At 67.0% G+C, this 22,143-nt stretch carries 18 protein-coding genes; 5 read left to right on the top strand and 13 right to left on the bottom strand.

Going from position 1 to position 22,143, the window contains the following annotated elements; translation table 11 throughout:
• Window positions 1-46: 46 nt before the first annotated feature.
• A complete protein-coding gene (gene uvrB / locus V7026_RS01855; protein ID WP_334153547.1) occupies window positions 47-2,149 on the bottom strand; it encodes an excinuclease ABC subunit UvrB in 2,103 nt (700 codons plus the stop codon).
• Between the two features lie 67 nt (window positions 2,150-2,216).
• Between uvrB and V7026_RS01850 the strand changes: the two genes are divergently transcribed.
• From V7026_RS01850 to rsxB, 3 genes are all read left to right on the top strand, one after another.
• Window positions 2,217-3,413 carry an amino acid aminotransferase gene (locus V7026_RS01850; RefSeq protein ID WP_334153546.1) on the top strand — a complete coding sequence of 399 codons (1,197 nt, stop codon included), beginning with the start codon at window positions 2,217-2,219 and terminating at the stop codon, window positions 3,411-3,413.
• 106 nt (window positions 3,414-3,519) lie between these two features.
• The gene (locus tag V7026_RS01845; protein WP_334153545.1) at window positions 3,520-4,905 is read left to right on the top strand and encodes a polyhydroxyalkanoate depolymerase; all 1,386 of its coding nucleotides are present in this window, start codon (window positions 3,520-3,522) and stop codon (window positions 4,903-4,905) included.
• The gene (rsxB, locus tag V7026_RS01840) at window positions 4,902-5,585 is read left to right on the top strand and encodes an electron transport complex subunit RsxB (RefSeq protein ID WP_334153544.1); all 684 of its coding nucleotides are present in this window, start codon (window positions 4,902-4,904) and stop codon (window positions 5,583-5,585) included. Before V7026_RS01845 ends, rsxB begins: the two co-directional genes overlap by 4 nt.
• Here rsxB and V7026_RS01835 read toward each other — a convergent pair.
• From V7026_RS01835 to scpA, 6 genes are all read right to left on the bottom strand, one after another.
• A complete protein-coding gene (locus V7026_RS01835; protein ID WP_143968062.1) occupies window positions 5,582-6,085 on the bottom strand; it encodes a VOC family protein in 504 nt (167 codons plus the stop codon). The genes rsxB and V7026_RS01835 overlap by 4 nt on opposite strands.
• On the bottom strand, window positions 6,082-8,133 hold the full coding sequence (accC, locus tag V7026_RS01830; protein WP_334153542.1) for an acetyl-CoA carboxylase biotin carboxylase subunit: 2,052 nt from the start codon (window positions 8,131-8,133) through the stop codon (window positions 6,082-6,084). The genes V7026_RS01835 and accC overlap by 4 nt, the downstream gene beginning before the upstream one ends.
• Before the next feature lie 19 nt (window positions 8,134-8,152).
• The gene (locus V7026_RS01825) at window positions 8,153-9,685 is read right to left on the bottom strand and encodes an acyl-CoA carboxylase subunit beta (protein ID WP_334153541.1); all 1,533 of its coding nucleotides are present in this window, start codon (window positions 9,683-9,685) and stop codon (window positions 8,153-8,155) included.
• Between the two features lie 2 nt (window positions 9,686-9,687).
• Entirely contained in the window at window positions 9,688-10,761 is a 1,074-nt protein-coding gene (gene meaB / locus V7026_RS01820) for a methylmalonyl Co-A mutase-associated GTPase MeaB (RefSeq protein ID WP_334153540.1), read from the bottom strand.
• On the bottom strand, window positions 10,758-10,934 hold the full coding sequence (locus V7026_RS01815; RefSeq protein WP_334153539.1) for a hypothetical protein: 177 nt from the start codon (window positions 10,932-10,934) through the stop codon (window positions 10,758-10,760). Before V7026_RS01815 ends, meaB begins: the two co-directional genes overlap by 4 nt.
• A gap of 135 nt (window positions 10,935-11,069) precedes the next feature.
• Window positions 11,070-13,220, bottom strand: coding sequence for a methylmalonyl-CoA mutase (gene scpA / locus V7026_RS01810; RefSeq protein WP_334153538.1), 2,151 nt, complete (start codon window positions 13,218-13,220; stop codon window positions 11,070-11,072).
• Window positions 13,221-13,386: 166 nt separating this feature from the next.
• On the opposite strand from scpA, the gene V7026_RS01805 reads away from it, so the two are divergent.
• A complete protein-coding gene (locus V7026_RS01805) occupies window positions 13,387-14,034 on the top strand; it encodes a GntR family transcriptional regulator (protein ID WP_334153537.1) in 648 nt (215 codons plus the stop codon).
• 24 nt (window positions 14,035-14,058) lie between these two features.
• Here the strand turns inward: V7026_RS01805 and dusA are convergent, their stop codons facing one another.
• The 6 genes from dusA to maiA form a co-directional block, all read right to left on the bottom strand.
• Window positions 14,059-15,072, bottom strand: a complete 1,014-nt coding sequence (dusA, locus tag V7026_RS01800; RefSeq protein WP_334153536.1) for a tRNA dihydrouridine(20/20a) synthase DusA — start codon at window positions 15,070-15,072, stop codon at window positions 14,059-14,061.
• Between the two features lie 82 nt (window positions 15,073-15,154).
• On the bottom strand, window positions 15,155-15,895 hold the full coding sequence (gene phbB / locus V7026_RS01795; protein WP_334153535.1) for an acetoacetyl-CoA reductase: 741 nt from the start codon (window positions 15,893-15,895) through the stop codon (window positions 15,155-15,157).
• Between the two features lie 60 nt (window positions 15,896-15,955).
• The gene (locus tag V7026_RS01790) at window positions 15,956-17,134 is read right to left on the bottom strand and encodes an acetyl-CoA C-acetyltransferase (protein WP_334153534.1); all 1,179 of its coding nucleotides are present in this window, start codon (window positions 17,132-17,134) and stop codon (window positions 15,956-15,958) included.
• Window positions 17,135-17,139: 5 nt separating this feature from the next.
• A complete protein-coding gene (phaC, locus tag V7026_RS01785; RefSeq protein WP_334153533.1) occupies window positions 17,140-18,972 on the bottom strand; it encodes a class I poly(R)-hydroxyalkanoic acid synthase in 1,833 nt (610 codons plus the stop codon).
• 424 nt (window positions 18,973-19,396) lie between these two features.
• The gene (gene pgeF / locus V7026_RS01780) at window positions 19,397-20,224 is read right to left on the bottom strand and encodes a peptidoglycan editing factor PgeF (protein ID WP_334153532.1); all 828 of its coding nucleotides are present in this window, start codon (window positions 20,222-20,224) and stop codon (window positions 19,397-19,399) included.
• The gene (gene maiA / locus V7026_RS01775; protein ID WP_334153531.1) at window positions 20,214-20,888 is read right to left on the bottom strand and encodes a maleylacetoacetate isomerase; all 675 of its coding nucleotides are present in this window, start codon (window positions 20,886-20,888) and stop codon (window positions 20,214-20,216) included. Before maiA ends, pgeF begins: the two co-directional genes overlap by 11 nt.
• Before the next feature lie 197 nt (window positions 20,889-21,085).
• On the opposite strand from maiA, the gene V7026_RS01770 reads away from it, so the two are divergent.
• Window positions 21,086-22,129, top strand: coding sequence for a TRAP transporter substrate-binding protein (locus V7026_RS01770; protein WP_334153530.1), 1,044 nt, complete (start codon window positions 21,086-21,088; stop codon window positions 22,127-22,129).
• Window positions 22,130-22,143 lie beyond the last annotated feature (14 nt).

Below are 22,143 nucleotides of genomic sequence, written 5' to 3'. Positions count from 1 at the left end.
CGAAACTCTCCGCCGCTCGCCCTCCCCAAAACAGGGGAGGCGCGCTTCACAGTGCGCCCTCTCCGCCATGCGTCCCCAGCACCCGATCCTTCAGGCGGGCGAGCTGGTCGCGCACACGCGCCGCGGCCTCGAACTCCAGGTTGCGCGCATGCTCGAGCATCTGCTTTTCCAGCCGCTTGATCTCGCGCGCCAGGTCTTTCTCGTCCATCTCCTCGACCCAGGCGGCGGCTTCGCGCGCCTCGGCCTGGCGCTGCGCCTCTTCGGCCGCCTTGTCGCTGACGATGCCGTCGATCAGGTCCTTGATGCGCTTGGTCACCCCGCGCGGCGTCACGCCGTGGGCGGCGTTGTGCGCGAGTTGCTTGGCCCGGCGGCGCTCCGTCTCGTCGATGGCGCGGCGCATGGAGTCGGTAATGGTGTCCGCGTACAGAATGGCCATGCCGTGGAGGTTGCGGGCGGCGCGGCCGATGGTCTGGATCAGGCTGCGCTCGGCACGCAAAAAGCCCTCTTTGTCCGCGTCCAGGATGGCCACCAGCGACACCTCGGGGATGTCCAGCCCCTCGCGCAACAGGTTGATACCCACGAGCACATCGAAGGCGCCCAACCGCAGGTCGCGGATGATCTCGACCCGCTCGACCGTGTCCACGTCGGAGTGCAGATAGCGCACGCGCACGCCGTTTTCGGCCAGGTAATCGGTCAATTGTTCGGCCATGCGCTTGGTCAGTGTCGTCACCAGCACGCGCTCGTCGCGCTCCACGCGCAGGCGGATCTCCTGCAGCACGTCGTCCACCTGGTGCGTGGCCGGCCGCACCTCCACCACCGGATCGACGAGGCCGGTGGGGCGCACCACCTGCTCCACCACCTGGGAGGAGCGGCGCAGCTCGTACTCCCCCGGCGTGGCCGAGACGAAAATCACTTGCCGCATGCGCTGTTCGAATTCCTCGAACTTCAGCGGCCGGTTGTCCAGCGCGCTCGGCAGGCGAAAGCCGTACTCCACTAGCGTGGTCTTGCGCGCCCGGTCGCCGTTGTACATGCCGCCCAACTGGCCGATCATCACGTGGCTTTCGTCCAGGAACATCAGCGCATCGCGCGGCAGATAGTCGGTGAGCGTGCTAGGGGGTTCGCCGGGCGCGCCCCCCGACAGGTGGCGTGTGTAGTTTTCGATGCCCTTGCAGTGCCCCACCTCGACCAGCATCTCCAGGTCGAATCGGGTGCGCTGCTCCAGCCGCTGGGCCTCGAGCAGCTTGCCCATGCCGACCAGTTCCTTCAGCCGCGCGTCCAGCTCCAGCTTGATGCCTTCCACCGCCTGCAGCACCTGCTCACGCGGAGTTACATAGTGGCTGCTGGGGTAGATGGTGAAGCGCGGCAGCTTGTGCCGGATGCGACCGGTCAGCGGATCGAACAAGGCCAGCGACTCCACCTCGTCGTCGAAGAGCTCGATGCGCACCGCCAGCTCGGAATGCTCGGCGGGGAAGACGTCGATGGTGTCGCCGCGCACGCGGAACTTGCCGCGCACGAACTCCTGCTCGTTGCGCTGGTACTGCATGCGCACCAGTTGCGCGATGATGTCGCGCTGCCCCAGCCGGTCGCCCGTGCGCAGCGTCAGGATCATGCGGTGGTAGTTTTCGGGCTTGCCGATACCGTAGATGGCGCTGACGGTGGCGACGATGACGACGTCGCGCCGCTCCAGCAGGCTTTTGGTGCAGGATAGGCGCATCTGCTCGATGTGCTCATTGATCGCGCTGTCCTTCTCGATGTACAGATCCCGCTGCGGCACATAGGCCTCGGGTTGGTAATAATCGTAATAACTGACGAAGTATTCGACCGCGTTCTTGGGAAAGAATTCGCGGAACTCGCTGTAGAGCTGCGCCGCCAGCGTCTTGTTGGGGGCGAACACGATGGCCGGCCGCCCCAGCCGAGCGATCACATTTGCCATCGTGAACGTCTTGCCCGAGCCCGTCACGCCCAGCAGCGTCTGGAAGGCCTCGCCGTCCTGCACGCCCTCGACCAGCCGCGCGATCGCCTCCGGCTGGTCGCCGGCCGGCGGGTAGGGCTGGAACAGCTCGAACGGCGAGCCGGGAAAGGTCACGAACGCCCCAGGGGCGGCATGGCCGTCCTGGGCAGCGGTGTCGACGATCGTCTCGATGGTCATGGCGGCGGGCCACCGGTAGGCCCCGGGTAAAATCGGGGATTATCCAACCGCCCCCGAAGGACTGCACATGTCGCTTTTCTCCGCTGTCGAAATGGCCCCCCGCGACCCCATCCTGGGCCTGAACGAACAGTTTGCCGCGGACACCCGCCCCAACAAGGTCAACCTGGGCGTCGGCGTTTACTACGACGACAACGGCAAGCTGCCGCTGCTGCAATGCGTGCAGGCAGCCGAGCAGCGCCTGATGGAAAAGCCCGCCCCGCGCGGCTACCTGCCAATCGACGGCATCGCGGCCTACGACAACGCGGTCAAGGCACTGGTGTTTGGCGCCGACAGCGACGTGGTGCGCAGCGGCCGCGTGGCCACGGTGCAGGCGCTGGGCGGCACGGGCGGCCTCAAGATCGGCGCCGACTTTCTGAAAAAGCTCACTCCGGCCGCCAAGGTCCTGATCAGCGACCCGAGCTGGGAAAACCACCGGGCCCTGTTTGCCAACGCCGGCTTCGCGGTGGACACCTATACCTATTACGACGCGGCCAAGCGCGGCGTGAACGTGGACGGAATGCTGGCCAGCCTGCGCGCGGCCGAGGCGGGCACCATCGTCGTGCTGCACGCCTGCTGCCACAACCCCACCGGCTACGACCTGACGCCAGAGCAGTGGGACGCCGTCGTGGCCGTGGTGCGCGAGCGCGGCCTGGTGCCCTTCCTCGACATGGCCTACCAGGGCTTCGGCCATGGCATCGCCGAGGACGGGGCGGCGGTGGGCAAGTTCGTGGCCGCGGGGCTGGACGTGTTCGTCTCCACATCCTTCTCCAAGAGCTTCAGCCTGTATGGTGAGCGCGTCGGCGCGCTGTCCGTGGTGTGCGCCAGCAAGGACGAGGCCGACCGCGTGCTGTCGCAGCTCAAGATTGTGGTGCGCACCAACTACTCCAACCCGCCGACGCATGGCGCGGCCGTGGTGGCCATGGTGCTGAACACGCCCGAGCTGCGCGCGCTGTGGGAGCAGGAACTGGGCGACATGCGCACCCGCATCAAGGCCATGCGCCAGCGGCTGGTGGACGGATTGGCGGCCGCCGGCGTCCGGCAGGACATGTCCTTCATCACCCAGCAGATCGGCATGTTCAGCTACTCGGGGCTGACCAAAGACCAGATGGTACGCCTGCGCACCGAGTTCGGCGTCTACGGCACCGACACGGGCCGCATGTGCGTGGCCGCCCTCAACAGCCGCAACATCGACTACGTCTGCCAGTCGATCGCGGCTGTCCTCTGATCCCCATGGCTGTCCCCGAGGCGACGGCGCCTCGGGGTTGGGCCGCATGGCGTCCCGGGCGACTTCCTGTTATATTTGCTGCACTGCAACATAAGCAACCGACGCCATGCTGTATCACCTGTACGAGGCCCAACGGGCGTTGATGGAGCCGTTCTCCGACTTCGCGCTGGTGGCGGCCAAGCTGTTTGCCAACCCCTCGTCGCTCTTGGCACAAACGCCGTTTTCGCAGCGCGTGGCGGCCGCCTACGACCTGCTGCACCGCTTGGGCAAGGACTACGAGAAGCCCGAGTTTGGCATCCGCAGCGTGGACATCGGCGGGGTGCATGTCGCCATCCAAGAGCGGGTGGAGATCGACAAACCCTTCTGTGAGTTGCGCCGCTTCAAGCGCTACTCGGACGATCCCCAGACGCTGCTGCGCCTGAAGGAGCAGCCGGTGGTGCTGATCGTGGCGCCGCTGTCGGGGCACTACGCGACGCTGCTGCGCGACACCGTGCGCACCATGTTGCGTGACCACAAGGTCTACATCACCGACTGGAAAAACGCCCGCACCGTCCAGCTCTCCGAGGGGGAGTTCCACCTCGACGACTATGTCAACTATGTGCAGGAGTTCATCCGCTACCTGCAGCGGCAGTATGGCAACTGCCACGTAATGAGCGTGTGCCAGCCCACGGTGCCGGTGCTGGCGGCCGTGTCGTTGATGGCCAGCCGTGGCGAGAAAACGCCCCTGTCCATGACTATGATGGGCGGCCCGATCGACGCGCGCCGCTCGCCCACCGCGGTCAACAACCTGGCCGTACACCGCAGCTACGAGTGGTTCGAAAACAACGTGATCTATCGCGTGCCTGCGGGCTTCCCTGGCGAAGGGCGGCGCGTTTACCCAGGCTTTTTGCAGCACGCGGGCTTCATTGCGATGAACCCGGACCGTCATGTCAACAGCCACTACGACTACTTCCTGCAACTGATCAAGGGCGACAACGAGAGCGCCGAGGCGCACCGCCAGTTCTACGACGAGTACAACGCGGTGCTGGACATGGACGCGAATTACTACCTGGAGACCATCCGCACGGTATTCCAGGAGTTCAAGCTGGTGCACGGTACCTGGGACGTCCGCGCGCCCGACGGCACGCTGGAGCGAGTGCGCCCGCAGGACATTCGGAACACGGGCCTGCTGACGGTCGAAGGCGAGCTGGACGACATCTCCGGCAGCGGGCAGACGCTGGCGGCGCATGACCTGTGCACGGGCATCGAGTCCCGTGAGCAGCGGCACTTCGAGGTCGCGGGAGCCGGGCACTACGGCATCTTCAGCGGGCGGCGCTGGCGCGAGAAGGTCTACCCCGTGGTGCGGGATTTCATCCTGGCGCACCAACCGCCGTCGGGCGGCGCCGATGTGGCCGCTGTCCAGGCCGAGGCCGATTTGATGGCGTCTGCCATCCGCCGGGAGGAGCCGGCACCGAAGCGCGGCCGGCACCGCAAGACTGAACCGGGGGCATGAGCGCGGGTGATGCACACGCCAGCGCCTCGACGCTGGCCGACCGCATCGATGCCGCCCTGCCGCAGACGCAGTGCACACGCTGCGGCTATCCGGATTGCCGCCGTTATGCCGAGGCGATTGCCCGCGGCGAAGCGGACATAGACCAGTGCCCGCCGGGGGGCGAAGAGGGTGTGCGCCGGCTGGCGGCACTCACCGGTCGAGCACCCAAACCCCTGAACCTGGCCCACGGGACCGAAGGCCCGATGGGTGTCGCCGTCATCGACGAGACATGGTGCATCGGTTGCACCCTGTGCATCAAGGCCTGTCCGACCGACGCCATCGTCGGTGCGCACAAGCGCATGCATACGGTGATCGGGCCCTACTGCACGGGCTGCGAGCTGTGCATCCCGGCGTGCCCGGTGGACTGCATTGCCATACTCCCCATCAGCGGCGACCGGCGCGGCTGGGCCGCGTGGTCGCCTCAACAGGCCGAGCAGGCCCGCACCCGCTATCAAGCCCGGCGGGTCCGCCTAGCCCGTGAGGCCGACGAGCAGGCCGAGCGTCGCCTGCACAAGGCCGAGGCCAAGCTGGCCGACCTGCCGGCCCACTCCAAGCACACCGACCCGGCCGTTCTCGACCGCAAGCGCGCCTTGATCGAGGCGGCCATCGCCAAGGCGCGCGCGGCCCGCGCCGCGTCTTAGTCGAGCGCCCCTGCCACCGACGGGCCGGCCGCCAGCGCGCGAAAGGCCTGGATGACCTCGGGCGGGGCTTGCACCAGCTCGATCAACACGCCCTCCCCGCCCACGGGAAACTCATCGTTGCCCTTGGGGTGGATGAAGCAGATGTCAAAGCCGGCGGCGCCCCGGCGGATGCCGCCGGGCGCAAAGCGCACGCCTTGGCCGCTCAACCATTCGACGGCGCGCGGCAGATCGTCCACCCACAGGCCGACGTGATTCAGCGGGGTGGCGTGGACCGCGGGTTTTTTCTCTGGATCCAGCGGCTGCATCAGGTCCACCTCGACCTTGAACGGACCGCTTCCGGTGGCGCAGATGTCCTCGTCCACGTTCTCGCGCTCGCTGACGAAGGTGCCGGTCACTTCCAGCCCGAACAGGTCCACCCACAGGCGGCGCAACCGGGCCTTGTCCGGCCCGCCGATGGCGATTTGCTGGATGCCCAGCACCTGAAAGGGGCGCACGCTCACTTTTCGAACTCCACGATGGGCTGATCCACCACGAGCGACTCGCCCTTGCTGGCCAGCACCTTGGCCACGACGCCGTCGGCCGCGGCAAACAGCACGTTCTCCATCTTCATGGCCTCGATGACGGCGACGCGTTCGCCGGCTTGTACCCTCTGGCCGGGCTGGACGGCCACATCGACCAGCAGCCCTGGCATGGGCGAGAGCACATAGCGGCTCATGTCCGGCGGCGCCTTGAAGGGCATCAGCCGGTGCAGCTCCGCCATGCGGGGCGACACCACCAGGCACTCCAGCTTGGTGCCGTTGTGCTGCACGACCAGGGCCAGCGGATTGCGGGCGCTGCCGCGTTCGATCTGCGCGGTGAAGGGCTGGCCGTTGACCTCGCCGGTGATGACGATGTCGTTCAGGCGCGAGGGCGAGCTGATCTTGTAGCGCTTGTCCCCCACCAGCACCGAGGCGTAGCCGGTCTCGCCCACGAACTCGTCCACATGGACCGGGATGTGGCGGTGCTGGCCGTCGTTGGACAGGCGGATGACGGTGTAGTCCTTGCCGACCTTGACGCCATAGCCGGGGAGCTGGCCGCTGATCGCGGCCGCCCGCTCACGGCTCTTGCGGCGCACGAAGGCGGCCAGCGCGACCAGGAAATCCTCGTCGTCGTGCGGCACGTCCTCGGAGCGGAAACCGCCGCCGTAGTGCTGGGCGATGAAGCCGGTGTTGAAGCGCCCGGCGACGAACTCCGGGTGCGCCAGCAGCGCGGCCTGGAAGGGGATGTTGCTGTTGATGCCGCGAATGACGAAGCCGTTGAGCGCCTCGCGCATCTTGGCAATCGCGTCCAGGCGGTCCTTGCCGTGCACGATGAGCTTGGCGATCATCGAGTCGTAGTACATCGGGATCTCGCCGCCTTCGAACACCCCGGTGTCCACCCGCACGCCGTAGCGGTGCGCGGTATCCGCCTGCCACATGGTCTCGGTCGGCGGCTTGAAGTGCACCAACCGGCCCGTGGAAGGCAAAAAGTTGCGAAACGGATCCTCGGCATTGATGCGGCACTCGATGGCCCAGCCTTCGCGCTTGACGTCGGCCTGTGTCAGCGGCAACGGCTCGCCGGCGGCGACGCGGATCATCAGCTCTACCAGATCCAGCCCGGTGATGCACTCCGTCACCGGGTGCTCCACCTGCAGGCGGGTGTTCATCTCCAGGAAGTAAAAACTCTGGTCCTTGCCGACCACGAACTCCACCGTGCCGGCACTCTGGTACTTCACCGCCTTGGCCAGCGCCACCGCCTGCTCGCCCATGGCTTTGCGGGTGGCGTCGCTGATGAAGGGGCTGGGCGCCTCCTCGATCACCTTTTGGTGGCGGCGCTGGATGGAGCACTCGCGCTCGTTCAGATAGATCACGTTGCCGTGCGCGTCGCCCAGCACCTGGATCTCGATGTGGCGCGGCTCCTCGACGAACTTCTCGATGAAGACGCGGTCGTCGCCGAAGCTGTTGCGCGCCTCGTTGCGGCAGGAGGTGAAGCCCTCCAGCGCATCCTTGTCGTTGAAAGCCACGCGCAGGCCCTTGCCGCCGCCGCCGGCGCTCGCCTTGATCATCACGGGGTAGCCGATGCCGCGCGCGATCTCCACCGCCTGCTCGGCCGACTCGATCGGGTCGTTCCAGCCCGGGATGGTGTTGACGCCAGCCTCCTTGGCGAGCTTCTTGGAGGCGATCTTGTCGCCCATGGCCGCGATGCTGTAGTGCTTCGGCCCGATGAAGACGAGGCCCTCCTCCTCGACGCGGCGGGCGAAGTCCTCGTTTTCGGACAGGAAGCCGTAGCCGGGGTGGATGGCCTCGGCGCCGGTGGACTTGGCCGCGGCGATGATCTTGTCGGCCACCAGATAGCTCTCGCGGCTGGGCGCCGGGCCGATGCAGACGGCCTCGTCGGCCAGGCGGACGTGGCGCGCCTCGCGGTCGGCCTCGGAATAGACGGCCACGGTGGCGATGCCCATCTTGCGGGCGGTGGCGATGACGCGGCAGGCGATTTCGCCGCGGTTGGCAATCAGGATTTTCTTGAACATGGTGTGTGCTTCCCTGCCCTCACAGCGGGATGTTGCCGTGCTTGCGCCACGGGTTGTCCAGCTTCTTGTCCTTGAGCATGACGAGGCTGCGGCAGATGCGCTTGCGCGTCTCGTGCGGCAGGATGACGTCGTCGATGTAGCCGCGCTCGGCGGCGACGAACGGGTTGGCAAAGCGCCGCTTGTACTCCGCCTCGCGCTCGGCCAGCTTGGCCGGGTCCTTCTTGTCCTCGCGGAAGATGATTTCCACCGCGCCCTTGGCGCCCATGACGGCGATCTCGGCGTTGGGCCACGCCAGGTTCACGTCGCCGCGCAGGTGCTTGGAGGCCATCACGTCATACGCACCGCCGTAGGCCTTGCGCGTGATGACGGTGATTTTGGGCACCGTGGCCTCGGCGTAGGCGTAGAGCAGCTTGGCGCCGTGCTTGATGATGCCGCCGTACTCCTGCGCCGTGCCGGGCATGAAGCCGGGCACATCGACAAAGGTGATGACCGGGATGTGGAAGGCGTCGCAGAAGCGCACGAAGCGCGCCGCCTTGATGCTGCTCTTGATGTCCAGACAGCCGGCCAGCACCAGCGGCTGGTTGGCGACGATGCCCACCGTCTGCCCGTCCATGCGGGCGAAGCCGACGATGATGTTCTTGGCGTAGTCGGGCTGGATTTCGAAGAAGTCGCCGTCATCGACCGTCTTGAGGATCAACTCCTTCATGTCGTACGGTTTGTTGGGGTTGTCCGGCACCAGGGTGTCCAGACTGAGTTCCGCGCGGTCGATCGGGTCGCCGCTCTGGCGCACGGGGGCCTTCTCGCGGTTGGACAGCGGCAGGTAGTTGAACAGCCGCCGCACCATCAGCAGCGCCTCGACGTCGTTGTCGAAAGCGCGGTCGGCGACGCCGCTCTTGGTGGTGTGGGTCAGCGCCCCGCCCAGTTCATCGGCGGTCACCTCTTCGTGCGTCACGGTCTTGACCACCTCGGGGCCGGTGACGAACATGTAAGACGTGTCCTGCACCATGAAGATGAAGTCCGTCATCGCCGGCGAATAGACCGCCCCGCCCGCGCAGGGCCCCATGATCACACTGATCTGCGGAATGACGCCAGAGGCCAGCACGTTGCGCTGGAACACCTCGGCGTAGCCGCCGAGCGACGCCACCCCCTCCTGGATGCGGGCGCCGCCGGAGTCGTTGAGGCCGATGACCGGGGCGCCCACCTTCATCGCCTGGTCCATGATCTTGCAGATCTTCTCGGCATGGGCCTCGGACAGCGCACCACCAAAAACGGTGAAGTCCTGACTGAAGACGAACACCAGCCGGCCATTGATCATGCCGTAGCCTGTGACCACGCCGTCACCGGGGATCTTCTGGTCCTGCATGCCGAAGTCGGTGCAGCGGTGCTCGACGAACATGTCCCACTCTTCGAACGTGCCTTCGTCGAGCAGGACTTCGATGCGCTCGCGCGCGGTCAGCTTGCCCTTGGCGTGCTGGGCATCGATGCGCTTGGGCCCACCGCCCAGGCGGGCGGCGGCGCGCTTGCGCTCGAGCTGTTCGAGAATTTCTTGCATGGTCACAGGCTCCTGTTGTTCAGGGAAGGTGAAGGGGGCGCGTCGCCGCTCAGCGGCGGGGCGTCGAAAAAGGCAGACAGCAAGGTGCGTGCGGCGGCCGAGGCCACCATGCGCCCGGCCAGCACGGCTTCGGTGAGCTGGGGCAGGCGCTCGCGCACCGCGGCATGGTGGGCAAACGCCTCGCGCAGGCCGCTGTCGATGCGCTCCCACATCCAGGCGCGGGCCTGCCGTTGGCGGCGTGTGGCCAGCCGTCCATTGGCCTGCTGCAGGCGCCGGAACTCGCTGACCGCCTGCCAGAAGGCACCCACCCCGCGGCCGTGCAGGGCGCTGAGCTGAATGACGCGCGGATGCCACAGCGTCTCGTCGTGGTGGGCGCTCTCCGGCCGTCCATGCAGGCCCAGCAGGCGCAGCGCCGACGTGATCTGGGCCTGGGCGCGCGTGGCGGCGTCGGGGTCGAGATCGGCCTTGTTGATGACGACCAGATCCGCCAGCTCCATGATGCCCTTCTTGATCGCCTGCAGGTCGTCGCCCGCATTGGGCAGTTGCAGCACGCAAAACATATCGGTCATGTCGGCCACCGCCGTCTCGCTCTGGCCGACGCCGACCGTCTCGACGATCACGATGTCGTAGCCGGCCGCCTCGCAGACCAGCATCGCCTCGCGCGTCTTGGCCGCCACGCCACCCAGGTTGCCCCCGCTGGGGCTGGGCCGGATATAGGCGTGCTCGTGCACGGAGAGATGCTCCATGCGCGTCTTGTCCCCGAGGATGGAGCCACCCGAGACACTGCTGCTCGGGTCCACCGCCAGCACCGCGACACGGTGCCCCTGCCCAATCAGGTACAGCCCCAGCGCCTCGATGAAAGTGCTTTTGCCCACGCCCGGCACGCCGCTGATGCCCAGGCGAAACGCCTGTCCCGTATGCGGTAGCAAGGCGTTGAGCAGCGCATCGGCCTCGCGCCGGTGGTCGGGCCGCGTGGACTCCAGTAGCGTGATCGCCTTGGCCATGGCCCGCCGCTTTTGGGGCGGCGTGCCGTGCAGCACGTCGGCCACGAGCTGGGAAGTTCTCAGCACGCTCATGCCGGTCTGCTCTCCAGCTTCAGGCCGTCGATGTACTCAGCCAATCCGGCCCCCAGCAGCTGCGGCAGGGCCATGCGCAGCCGGACCGCGCAAGCCCGACGCGGTGAGACGCTTGGCTCACCCCGTTGCAGCTCGATCACCGTGCTGGTGTCGAATAGGCAAAGCGCGGCCATCAGTCCAGACGCTCCAGCGCGTCCACCGCGGCGCAGCGATCGCGTTCGATCCGCCCCGGTGGTTAGCAAGCCTGAGAATCCACCGAGGTCGGCGTGCAGGTGGGCCATCGTAGCGAACCAGGAGTGCATGGGCCGTCAAGCCACAGCCTTTTTGATGTGCTCCAGCACATCCTTGGCGCTGGCCGGTATTGGCGTGCCGGGGCCGTAAATGCCTTTGACGCCGGCTGCATACAGGAATTCGTAGTCCTGCCGGGGGATGACGCCCCCCACGAAGACGATGATGTCGTCGGCGCCCTGGTCTTTCAGCGCTTGGATGATGGCGGGCACCAGCGTCTTGTGACCTGCCGCCAGCGTCGAGATGCCGACCGCATGCACGTCGTTTTCGATCGCCTGACGCGCGCACTCTTCGGGGGTTTGGAACAGTGGGCCCATGTCCACGTCAAAACCCAGGTCGGCGTAGGCCGTCGCCACGACCTTGGCACCGCGGTCGTGGCCGTCCTGTCCCAGCTTGGCGATCATCACGCGCGGGCGGCGCCCGTGCTGCTCGGCAAAGGCGGCGATTTCCTGCTGGAGCTTCTCCCACCCGTCGGCGGAGTCGTAGGCAGCGGCATACACCCCGGTCACCTTTTGTGTGTCAGCGCGGTGGCGCCCGAAGACTTTTTCCAGCGCGTCGGACACTTCGCCGACGGTAGCCCGCAGGCGGATGGCTTCGACGCTGAGCGCCAGCAGGTTGCCCTGCCCCGCGCGGGCGCACTCGGTCAGCGCGTCCAGCGCGCGCTGCACGGCCGCGGCGTCGCGCGTGGCGCGGATGCGCTGCAGACGCGCGATCTGCGCCTCGCGCACCTTCAGGTTGTCGACCTCCAGAATCTCGACCGGGTCCTCTTTGGCCAGCTTGTACTTGTTGACGCCGACGATGACGTCCTTGCCGCTGTCGATGCGCGCCTGTTTCTCGGCGGCGCTGGCCTCGATCTTGAGCTTGGCCCAGCCGCTGGAGACGGCCTGCGTCATGCCGCCCATGGCATCGACTTCTTCGATGATGGCCCAGGCCTTGTCCGCCATGTCCTGGGTGAGTTTTTCCATCATGTACGAGCCGGCCCAGGGGTCGATCACGCTGGTGATGTGCGTCTCCTCCTGCAGGATCAGTTGCGTGTTGCGCGCGATGCGGGCCGAGAACTCGGTCGGCAGCGCGATCGCCTCGTCGAAGCTGTTGGTGTGCAGGCTCTGCGTGCCGCCGAACACCGCCGCCATGGCCTCGATGGTGGTGCGCACGATGTTGTTGTACGGGTCCTGCTCGGTCAGCGACCAGCCGCTGGTCTGGCAGTGGGTGCGCAGCATCAGGCTCTTGGGGTTCTTCGCGCCAAAGCCCTTCATGATGCGGCACCACAGCAGGCGCGCGGCGCGCATCTTGGCAATCTCGAGATAGAAGTTCATCCCGATCGCCCAGAAGAACGACAGCCGCCCGGCGAACTCGTCAACGTCGAGCCCCTTGGCCAGCGCCGTCTTGACGTATTCCTTGCCGTCGGCCAGCGTGAAGGCCAGCTCCAGCGCCTGGTTGGCGCCGGCCTCCTGCATGTGGTAGCCGGAGATGCTGATCGAGTTGAACTTCGGCATGTGCCGCGCCGTGTATTCGATGATGTCGCCGATGATGCGCATCGACGGCTCGGGCGGGTAGATGTAGGTGTTGCGGACCATGAACTCTTTGAGGATGTCGTTCTGGATGGTCCCCGAGAGCTGGTCCTGCGCCACTCCCTGTTCTTCGGCCGCGACGATGTAGCCCGCCAGCACCGGCAGCACTGCGCCGTTCATCGTCATCGACACGCTGACCTTGTCGAGCGGGATGCCGTCGAACAGGATCTTCATGTCCTCCACGCTGTCGATGGCCACGCCGGCCTTGCCGACGTCGCCGACCACGCGCGGATTGTCGCTGTCGTAGCCGCGGTGGGTGGCTAGGTCGAAAGCGACGCTCACCCCCTGTCCGCCCGCCGCCAACGCCTTGCGGTAGAAGGCGTTGGATTCCTCGGCCGTGGAAAAGCCCGCGTACTGCCGGATGGTCCAGGGGCGCACCGCGTACATGGTCGCCTGCGGCCCGCGGATGAACGGCTCGAAGCCGGGCAGTGTGTCGGTGTACGGCAGACCGTGCAGATCGGCGGCGGTGTACAGCGGCTTGACCGTGATGCCCTCGGGCGTGACCCAATGGAGCTGCTCGAGCGAGCCGCCCTTGAGGGATTTGCGGGCGGCGGCCTCCCAGTCGGACAGCGTGGCGGTGCGGAATTCGGTGTTGGACATGGAACCCCCGAGGTCGGCAGGTGGATGACGGTCGGTGCGGCGCTGGCCACGCGGTGCTCAATCCCACGCTAACGGATGCGATGATGGCGCAAACGCCGGACAACGCCCCTAGTGTAACGCATTCATAATTATTGATGAAGAATCTTTCTGGCGCTATCATCGAACCATGACTGCCGTCCCCCTGTTGTCGCGCGCGCTGTACGAGGAAGTGGCCGAGCTGCTTCGTCAACGCATCTTCAGCCGCGAACTGCCCCCCGGCGCCTGGATCGACGAACTCAAAATCGCCGAGGAGCTGGGCATCAGCCGCACGCCCTTGCGCGAGGCGATCAAGGTGCTGGCGGCCGAGGGGCTGGTGACGATGAAGGTGCGCCGCGGCGCCTACGTCACCGAGGTGTCGCAACAAGACTTGCGCGAGGTGTACGAACTGCTGGCGCTGCTGGAGGCGGATGCCGCCGAATCCGCCTGCTGGCGCGCGACCGAGGACGACCTCGCCGCGCTGGAGCGCATGCACGCCGATCTGGAAGCCGCCGCCGACCCCGAGACGGGGTCACGCGAGCGGTTTTTCGAGCTCAACGAGGCGTTTCACCTGCGTTTGCTCGATCTGGGGCAGAACCGCTGGCGCAAACAACTCGTCAACGATCTGCGCAAGGTCATGAAGCTCAATCGCCACGGCTCGCTGTTCAAACAGGGGCGCGTCGCAGAATCGCTGGCCGAACACCGCGCCATTCTGGACGCCTTGCGCCGGCGGGATGCCGCCGGGGCCGCGCAAGCCGTGCGGGTGCACTTTGCCAACGGCTTGCAGGCGGCGGTGTGACCGTAGGCGTGTGCCGAGCGCGCATCAGGCGGCGCTTGGGGCGGACGCGCGCAGCGCCGCCCGGGCGAGTTCGGCCACCTCGTGCGGTGGCCGGCGTTTGAGCCGGTGATCGCTCCAGACCTGCCGCCAGCGGCGCGCACCGGGCTGACCGTGACGCAGCCCCAGCATGTGGCGCGCAATGGCATACCAGCCGCCGGGCAACGACGGCCCTTCGCGCGCCATGTAGTCCACCATGCGCGCTTCCACCGCATCGCGGTCTGGCACGGCGTGCGGCGCGCCAAAGTACGCCGCGTCCCACGAGGCCAGCCACCACGGGTTGTGGTAAGCCTCCCGGCCCACCATCACCCCGTCGACCTGGGCCAGGTGCTCCGCCACCTGGGCATCGGTGGTGATGCCGCCGTTGATGGCGATCGTCAACTGCGGGAAATCGCGCTTGAGCCGATGCACCACGGCATAGCGCAGCGGCGGGACGGTGCGGTTTTCGGCGGGGCTGAGGCCATCGAGCCAAGCGTTGCGCGCGTGCACTATGAACACCGCGCAGCCCGCCTCGGCCACGGTGCCGACGAAGTCACGCACGAAGCCGTAGTCCTCCACCCGGTCGATGCCGATGCGGTGTTTGACCGTCACCGGCACGCGCACGGCGTCGCGCATGGCGCGCACGCAGTCGGCTACCAGCCGCGGATGCTCCATCAGGCAGGCGCCGAAGGCCCCGCGCTGCACGCGCGGGCTGGGGCAGCCGCAGTTGAGGTTGATCTCGTCGTAGCCCCACGCCTCGCCTATGCGGGCCGCCACGGCCAGCTCGCGCGGGACATTGCCGCCCAGTTGCAGCGCCACCAGGTGCTCTTCCGCCCCAAAGCGCAGATGGCGTGCGACATCACCGTGCAACAACGCGCCGGTGGTGACCATCTCGGTATACAGGCGCGCATGGCGGGTGAGCTGGCGGTGAAACCAGCGGCAATGGCGATCGGTCCACTCCATCATTGGCGCGACGCTCAGGCGCCAGGGGTTGTGGCCGGGGTTGGGCTGCGACTCACTCATGGGGCCGCGATTATCCCCGACGCCACGAAAAACGCCCGCCAGAGGCGGGCGCTGGGACGTTGTGTGACGGTGGACGCACCCGTCAGCCCATGTGCAGGCCACCATTGCACGAGAAGTCGGCCCCGGTGGTGAAGCCGGCATCGTCACCGGCCAGCCAGGCGACGATGGAGGCGATTTCGCGTGGCTCGCCCAGGCGCTTGACAGGGATGGTGGCGATGATTTTTTCCAATACGTCCGGGCGGATGGCCTTGACCATGTCCGTGGCAATGTAGCCTGGGCTGACCGTGTTGACGGTCACCCCCTTGGAGGCCAGTTCCTGCGCCAGGGCCATGGTGAAGCCGTGCATGCCGGCCTTGGCCGCCGAGTAGTTGGTCTGGCCGGCCTGCCCCTTCTCGCCATTGACGGACGAAATCTGGATGATGCGCCCCCAGCCGCGCTCGACCATGTCCGGCACGACCTGTTTGGTGACGTTGAACATGGAGGTCAAATTGGTGTTGATGACGGCGTCCCAGTCCTCCTTGGTCATCTTGAGGAACAGGCGGTCGCGCGTGATGCCGGCGTTGTTGACCAGCACGTCGATCGGGCCGTGCTCGGCCTTGGCCTTGGTGAAGGCCTGAACCGTGGAGTCCCAGTCGCCCACATTGCCCACGCTGGCATAGAAGATGTAGCCGAGCGCTTTTTGCTCGTCCAGCCACTTTTGATAATCGCGCGTGGGGCCGCAGCCGGCAATGACTTTGAAACCGGCATTGGCGAGTGCCTGGCAGATGGCGGTGCCAATGCCGCCCATGCCGCCGGTGACGTATGCGACGCGTTGTTGGCTCATGAAACTGCTCCTCTGTGTGTTGGACGTGGGTGGTGTGGCAAAAACCAGGGGTTGGCGGGCTTAGCGCTCGACGCAGAGCGAGACGCCCATGCCGCCGCCGATGCACAGCGCGGCCAAGCCCTTGTGGACGTCGCGGCGCTGCATCTCGTGCAGCAGCGTGACCAGCACGCGACAGCCGGAGGCGCCGATCGGGTGGCCCAGCGCGATGGCGCCGCCGTTGACGTTGACCTTGGCCGGGTCGGCACCCAGCGCCTGGTTGACCGCGCAGGCTTGGGCGGCGAAGGCCTCGTTGAGTTCGAACAGATCGACGTCGGCCACCGACCAGCCGGCGCGCGCCAACGCCTTTTGCGAGGCCGGCACCGGGCCCATGCCCATGGTGGCCGGATCCAGGCCGCTGGTGCCGAAGCTGGCGATGCGCGCCAGGGGTTTCAGGCCCAGTTGCGCCGCTTTGCTCGCCTTCATGACCATCACGGCGGCAGCGCCATCGTTGATGCCACTGGCGTTGCCGGCGGTGACGCTGCCGGCCTTGTCGAACGCGGGCTTGAGGCCCGCCAAGGCTTCGGCGCTGGTCTTGCGGTTGAGGTACTCGTCGGTGTCGAAGACGACCGAATCGCCTTTGCGCTGCGGGATCGTCACCGGCACAATTTCATCCGTGAACTTGCCGGCGTCCTGCGCGGCGGCGGCGCGGCGCTGGCTCTCGAGCGCGAGGGCGTCCTGCATCTCGCGCGTGATGCCGTGCGCCTTGGCCACGTTTTCGGCCGTGATGCCCATGTGGTACTGGTGATACACATCCCACAGGCCGTCGACGATCATCGAGTCGATCATCTTCCAGTCGCCCATGCGCAGGCCCTCGCGGCTGCCCATCAGCACGTGCGGAGCCAGCGACATGTTCTCCTGCCCGCCGGCGATGACGATCTCGCTGTCGCCCCAGGCGATGGCCTGGGCCGCCAGCATCACGGCCTTCAGGCCGGAGCCGCACACGGCGTTGATGGTCAGCGCCGGCGTCTCCTTCGGCACACCGGCCTTCATGGCCGCCTGGCGCGCCGGGTTCTGCCCGCAGCCAGCCGCCAGCACCTGGCCCATGATGACCTCGCCGACCTGCTCGGCTGGCACGCCAGTGCGCTCCAGCAGGGCGCGGATCACGGTGGCGCCGAGGTCCATCGCGGGGGTCTTGGCGAGCGTGCCGCCGAATTTGCCGATGGCGGTGCGCACGGCACCGACGATGACGATGTCGTCCATGGGATTCATCCTTTCGCTGCGGAGGTGGCGGGGGTGAGCGGCGCGGTGACGAGCGTGGCCAGGGCCTCGTCGGCCTTGACGCGCACATAGCGGCCGGGGGCCGGCTCGATCGGGCGGTAGCGGCGGTTGCCGTAGCTGCGCGGGGCGGGCATCTGGCGGCCACCGTGTGCCGCGATCCACGGCGCCCAGTCGGTCCACCAGCTGCCCTTGTGCTCGGTGGCGGCGGCGATCCAGTCGTCCACCGACTCGGGGAAATAGCCCTCGGGACCGGTCCAGAAGCTGCGCTTGCCCTTGTAGGCCGGGTTGATGACGCCGGCGATGTGGCCCGAGGCCCCCATGACGAAGCGGATTGGCCCGCCGAAATGGCGCGTGGTGGCGTAGGCGCCGCCGATCGGCACGATGTGGTCCTCGCGCGAGCCGTAGATGTAGGCCGGAATGTCGATCGCCTCCAGGTCCACCGGAGCGCCGCAGACCGTGAGCTTGCCGGGCTGGCAGAGTTCGTTTTGCAGGTAGGTGTGGCGCAGGTACCACGCGTACCACTTGCCGGGCAGGTTGGTGCTGTCGCTGTTCCAGTACAGCAGGTCGAACGGCGGCGGCGTCTCGCCCTTGAGGTAGTTGCCGACGACATAGTTCCAGACCAGGTCGTTCGGGCGCAGGAAGCTAAACGTGGTGGCCAGATCTCGCCCAGGCAGCAGCCCGCCGTGCGCGTACTGCAGCTCGCGCAGCGCGACGAAGGCCTCGTCGATGAAGACGTCCAGCACCCCAGTGTCGCTGAAGTCCAGCAGCGTGGTCAGGAAGGTCACGCTTTCGACCTTGCGCTCGCCGCGCGCGGCCAGCACCGCCAGCGCCGTGCCCAGCATCGTGCCGCCGACGCAAAAGCCCAGCGTGTTGATGGTCTCGGCTTTGCCGATCTCACGCACGACGTCGATGGCACGAATGACGGCGTGTTCGATGGTGTCGTCCCAGGTGGTCTGCGCCAGCGTCGCGTCGGGGTTGCGCCAGCTGATGACGAAGGTGCGGTGGCCCTGCTCGACCGCGTAGCGCAGGAAGGAATTGTCCGGCTGCAGGTCGAGAATGTAGTACTTGTTGATGCACGGCGGCACGACGAGGAACGGCCGCTCGTACACGCGCGCGGTCAGCGGCTTGTACTCGATGAGTTGAAAGTACTCGTTCTCGTACACCACCTGCCCTTCGGTGGTGGCCACGTTGCGGCCGACCTCGAAGGCGTTGTGGTCCGTCATGGAAACGAACCCCTGCTTCATGTCGTTGAGCAGGTTTTGTACGCCCTTGGCGATGCTCTCGCCCTGCGTGTCCAGGGCTTTTTGCTGGGCCTCGGCGTTGAAGGCGAGGAAGTTGCTTGGCGCGGTGGCGTCTATCCATTGCTGCACCGCAAAGCGAATGCGCGCCTTGGTCTTGGCATCGGCCTGCACGGCCTCGGCCATGCGCATCAGCGTGCGGGCGTTGAGCAGATACAGCGCCGCGCTGTAGGCCGCAACAGGATTGCGCGCCCAGGCGTCGGCCGCAAAACGCCGATCCTCCCGCGGCGGCTGGATCTGCGCCCCCTGCTGCCACAGTTCACCCGCCTCGCGCAGGTAGTCCCGCTGGATCTCGGCCCAGACACCGGGATCCAGTTGTACCGCCGAGCCACCGAGGCGGCGCAACAAGTCCGACAGCCCCCCGACCTCGCCCCAGCCCGGCCCGGCAGCACCGGCAGCGGCCGCGAAGGCTGGTTGTCCGGCCCCTTGCAGAGCCGTCTGCACCGCCTGCGTCCATTGCTGGAAGGCCTGTTGCGACCATTCGGTCCAGGGTGGGTGACCGTCGGTGCGGGATTGCGTCATGCGCGTGTCTCCTGTCGATATTACGCCGTCATCGTAACGCGCTTGGCCGTCGTTTCGCTGACAATCGGGGCGTTGTCGCGTCCGGGCTTACCCGGGGACCGCTGCCCCGCGTGCCGCGGAGATGGAACCAGTGTCGCAGGAACGCCTTCCATGACGCTGATACCGCGCGGTTCACCCCTCCTCGGATCGGGCATCCGACACCTACTCGAGTTCAGCGCCGATGTATCTCGTCCTCCTTGCCTGGGGTTATGTGGTCGTGATGATGGCGATTGCCGAGGCCTTGAGTCCGCAGGGCACCGTGTTGGGCGCCTTTTTTACCCTGCTGCTGTATGGTGTAGGGCCGATGGCGCTGGCGATCTATCTGATGGGAACGCCCCTGCGGCGCAAAGCGCGGCGCCGGCAGGAGGCCGCCGCGGCTTCGGGTTCAGACGCGCCAGATGGCCGCGCCGAGCCGCCCGCTGTGGCCCAGGAGCCGCGCATCCCGCCGGTGCGAGAAGAACCGTGAGGGGTTGCCGACCGTGCACCAGGGGGCGGCTCCGTCATTGCCCGTGACGGGGCCAAAGCCTAGCCGCTCCAGCCGGCGCCGTGCCAGCCCCGGCAGATCGGCCAGCCACCGGTCGGCGTTTTGCGGCGAGGGGTGAAACGCCTCGGCATCGCTGGGGCACACGGCCACGAAGGCGTCCCGCACCTCGCCTCCCACCTCGAAGGCCTGCGGGCCGATCGCCGCGCCGATCCACACCCGGATCGCGCGTCGGCGCTCGGGGTCTTGGGCGGCGGGCCAATGGGCGCACAGGGCTTCGAGAACGCCGCGCCCGTCGTGCCCCGCCAGCCCGCGCCAGCCCGCATGGGCTGCGGCGACCGACCGCCCATCCGGGGCGGCCAGCAGGATGGGCAGGCAGTCGGCCACCAACACGGTGCAGGCCACTCCGCGCGCGTCGGTCCAGCAGGCGTCGGCCTCGGTGCCGTCTGGCGTCGTCGCGTCGAGCCGCACCACCCCCGTACCGTGGACCTGCCGCAAAAAGACCGGTCGCGCGCCCAGGGCCTGCGCCCACCGCGTGCGGTTGCGGGCCACGGCGTCGGGCGCATCGCCGACATGGTCGCCCAGATTCAGCGAGGCCCAGGGCCCCGCCGACACGCCACCCGCACGGGTGCTCATCCAACCAAGCGCGCCGGGGCCCACATCGGCCATCAGGCCAACCAATCCCTCACGAACCGCCTCGGCGGGCAGGGTGGAGCCGGCGTCATTCGGCATCTGGGCAGCGCGACGGGTGCGCGCGTTGGAAGGCCTCGAGTTGCATGCACCGCTCGAATACCGCCAGCGTCAGCGGGATGCCCTCGTACGCCAAGCCAAAACGCCGCCCGTTGACGATCTGTGGCACCAGGCAACAGTCGGCCAGCGTGGGGGTGTCGCCGTAGGAGTACACCGACGGCGGCAAGCCCAGGCGGGCCCGCTCCTGCGCCAGATCCTGCAGGCGGCGTTCGTAGGCGCGCAGACCCTCCATTACCCAATGGTTGTACCAGTCGGTGCGCTGCTGCTCCGACAGGCCCAGCGGCCCTGCCAGGTATTTGAGGATGCGCAGGTTGTTGATCGGATGAATCTCGCAGGCCACGGTTTGGGCCAGCGCCCGCACCCGCGCGCGACCGAGCGGATCGCGCGGCAGCAGTGGCGGCTCCGGGTGGGTTTCGTCCAGGTATTCGATGATGGCCATCGATTGGCTTAAGCGCGCGTGGTCGGGATCGCCCTCGACGTCGAGCACCGGAACGAGCGAATCGGGACTGAGAGCGCGATAGGCGGCGCCGTGCTGCTCTCCCTTGGCCAGGTGCACGGGGATGTACTCGTAGTCGAGGCCTTTGAGGTGGAGGGCAATGCGCACCCGAAACGAGGTGCCGGAGCGGAAGTAGTTGTAGAGCTTCATGAATCCAGCGGCGGAGAACGACGACAGCCCCGCAGTCTAGCCGCTGCGTCCCCACCCGGGCAAACCCCGATGAACCACGTCCGAGTAATCGCCTCCAACCGCTTACACTGCGGGACGTGCAAGCGCCGCCGAAACGCCCGTGCGTGCTGCGGACGCGACGCTTCGATTACTTTCGTCGTTGCCTGGAGTTCGATGCCATGATCCACCGCCGCACTGTGCTGAAGTCGGGCGCCGCCGTCGCGCTGAGCGCCCCCGGCCTGATCGGTTTTGCGCAGCAGAGCGTGACGCTCAAGTTCCACACCTTTATGTCGCCCACCTCCAACGTGTGGCTGAACATGCACAAGGCGTGGATGGACAAGGTGGAGAAAGAATCGGGCGGGCGCATCAAGTTCGAGGGCTACCCCGCGATGCAGCTCGGTGGCTCGCCGGTGCAGTTGTATGACCAGGCCAAGGACGGTGTGGTCGATATCGTGTGGACGCTGCCGGGCAACACCCCAGGGCGCTTCCCCCGTACCGAGGTGTTCGAGCTACCGTTCATAATGACGAATGCAGAGGCCACCTCCAAAGCCTTCTGGGAGTTCATCCAGACCAAGGCCGCTGACGAATACCGCGACATTCACCCGATCGCCTTCCAGGTGCACGGCCCTGGCATGTTCCATGTCAAGACGCGGTTGATCACGCATCCGGATGACTTGCGCGGCCTCAAGATGCGCGGCCCGACGCGCCAGATCACGAAGATGCTGGGCTACCTGGGCGCTACCCCGGTCGGTATGCCACTGCCGCAAATCCCCGATGCGCTGTCCAAGGGCGTCATCGATGGCTGCGTCATCCCCTGGGAAGTGGTGCCCTCGGTCAAGGTGCACGAGCTGGTGAGCAACCACAGCGAGTTCGACCCAAAGGGCGGCGCGCTGTACACGACCACCTTCGTCATGGGCATGAACAAGGCGCGCTATGCCTCGCTGCCGCCCGACCTCAAGAAAGTGATCGACGCTAACTCGGGCATCGAGACGTCCGCCTTTCTGGGGCGCACCCAGCAGGCGGGCGATGCGCCGGCACGCAAGCAGGCCGCGGACCGCGGCAACAAGATCCACACCATCGGACTGGCCGAGGCGCAGGAATTCCGCCGCAAAGCGCGCCAAGTGGAAGTCGAATGGGTGCAGGACATGGACAAGCGCGGCTTCAACGGCCGTGAGTTGCTGGACACCGCCCGCAAGCTGATCGAGAAGCACACCAAGGCGTAAGCCTGCCCTTCCCC

It is taken from the genome of Tepidimonas sp. (assembly GCF_036825565.1).
Classification (GTDB): Bacteria; Pseudomonadota; Gammaproteobacteria; order Burkholderiales; family Burkholderiaceae_C; genus Tepidimonas.
Note: the sequence above shows the minus strand (reverse complement) of the source record. Positions and strands in the feature narration are given on the sequence as shown.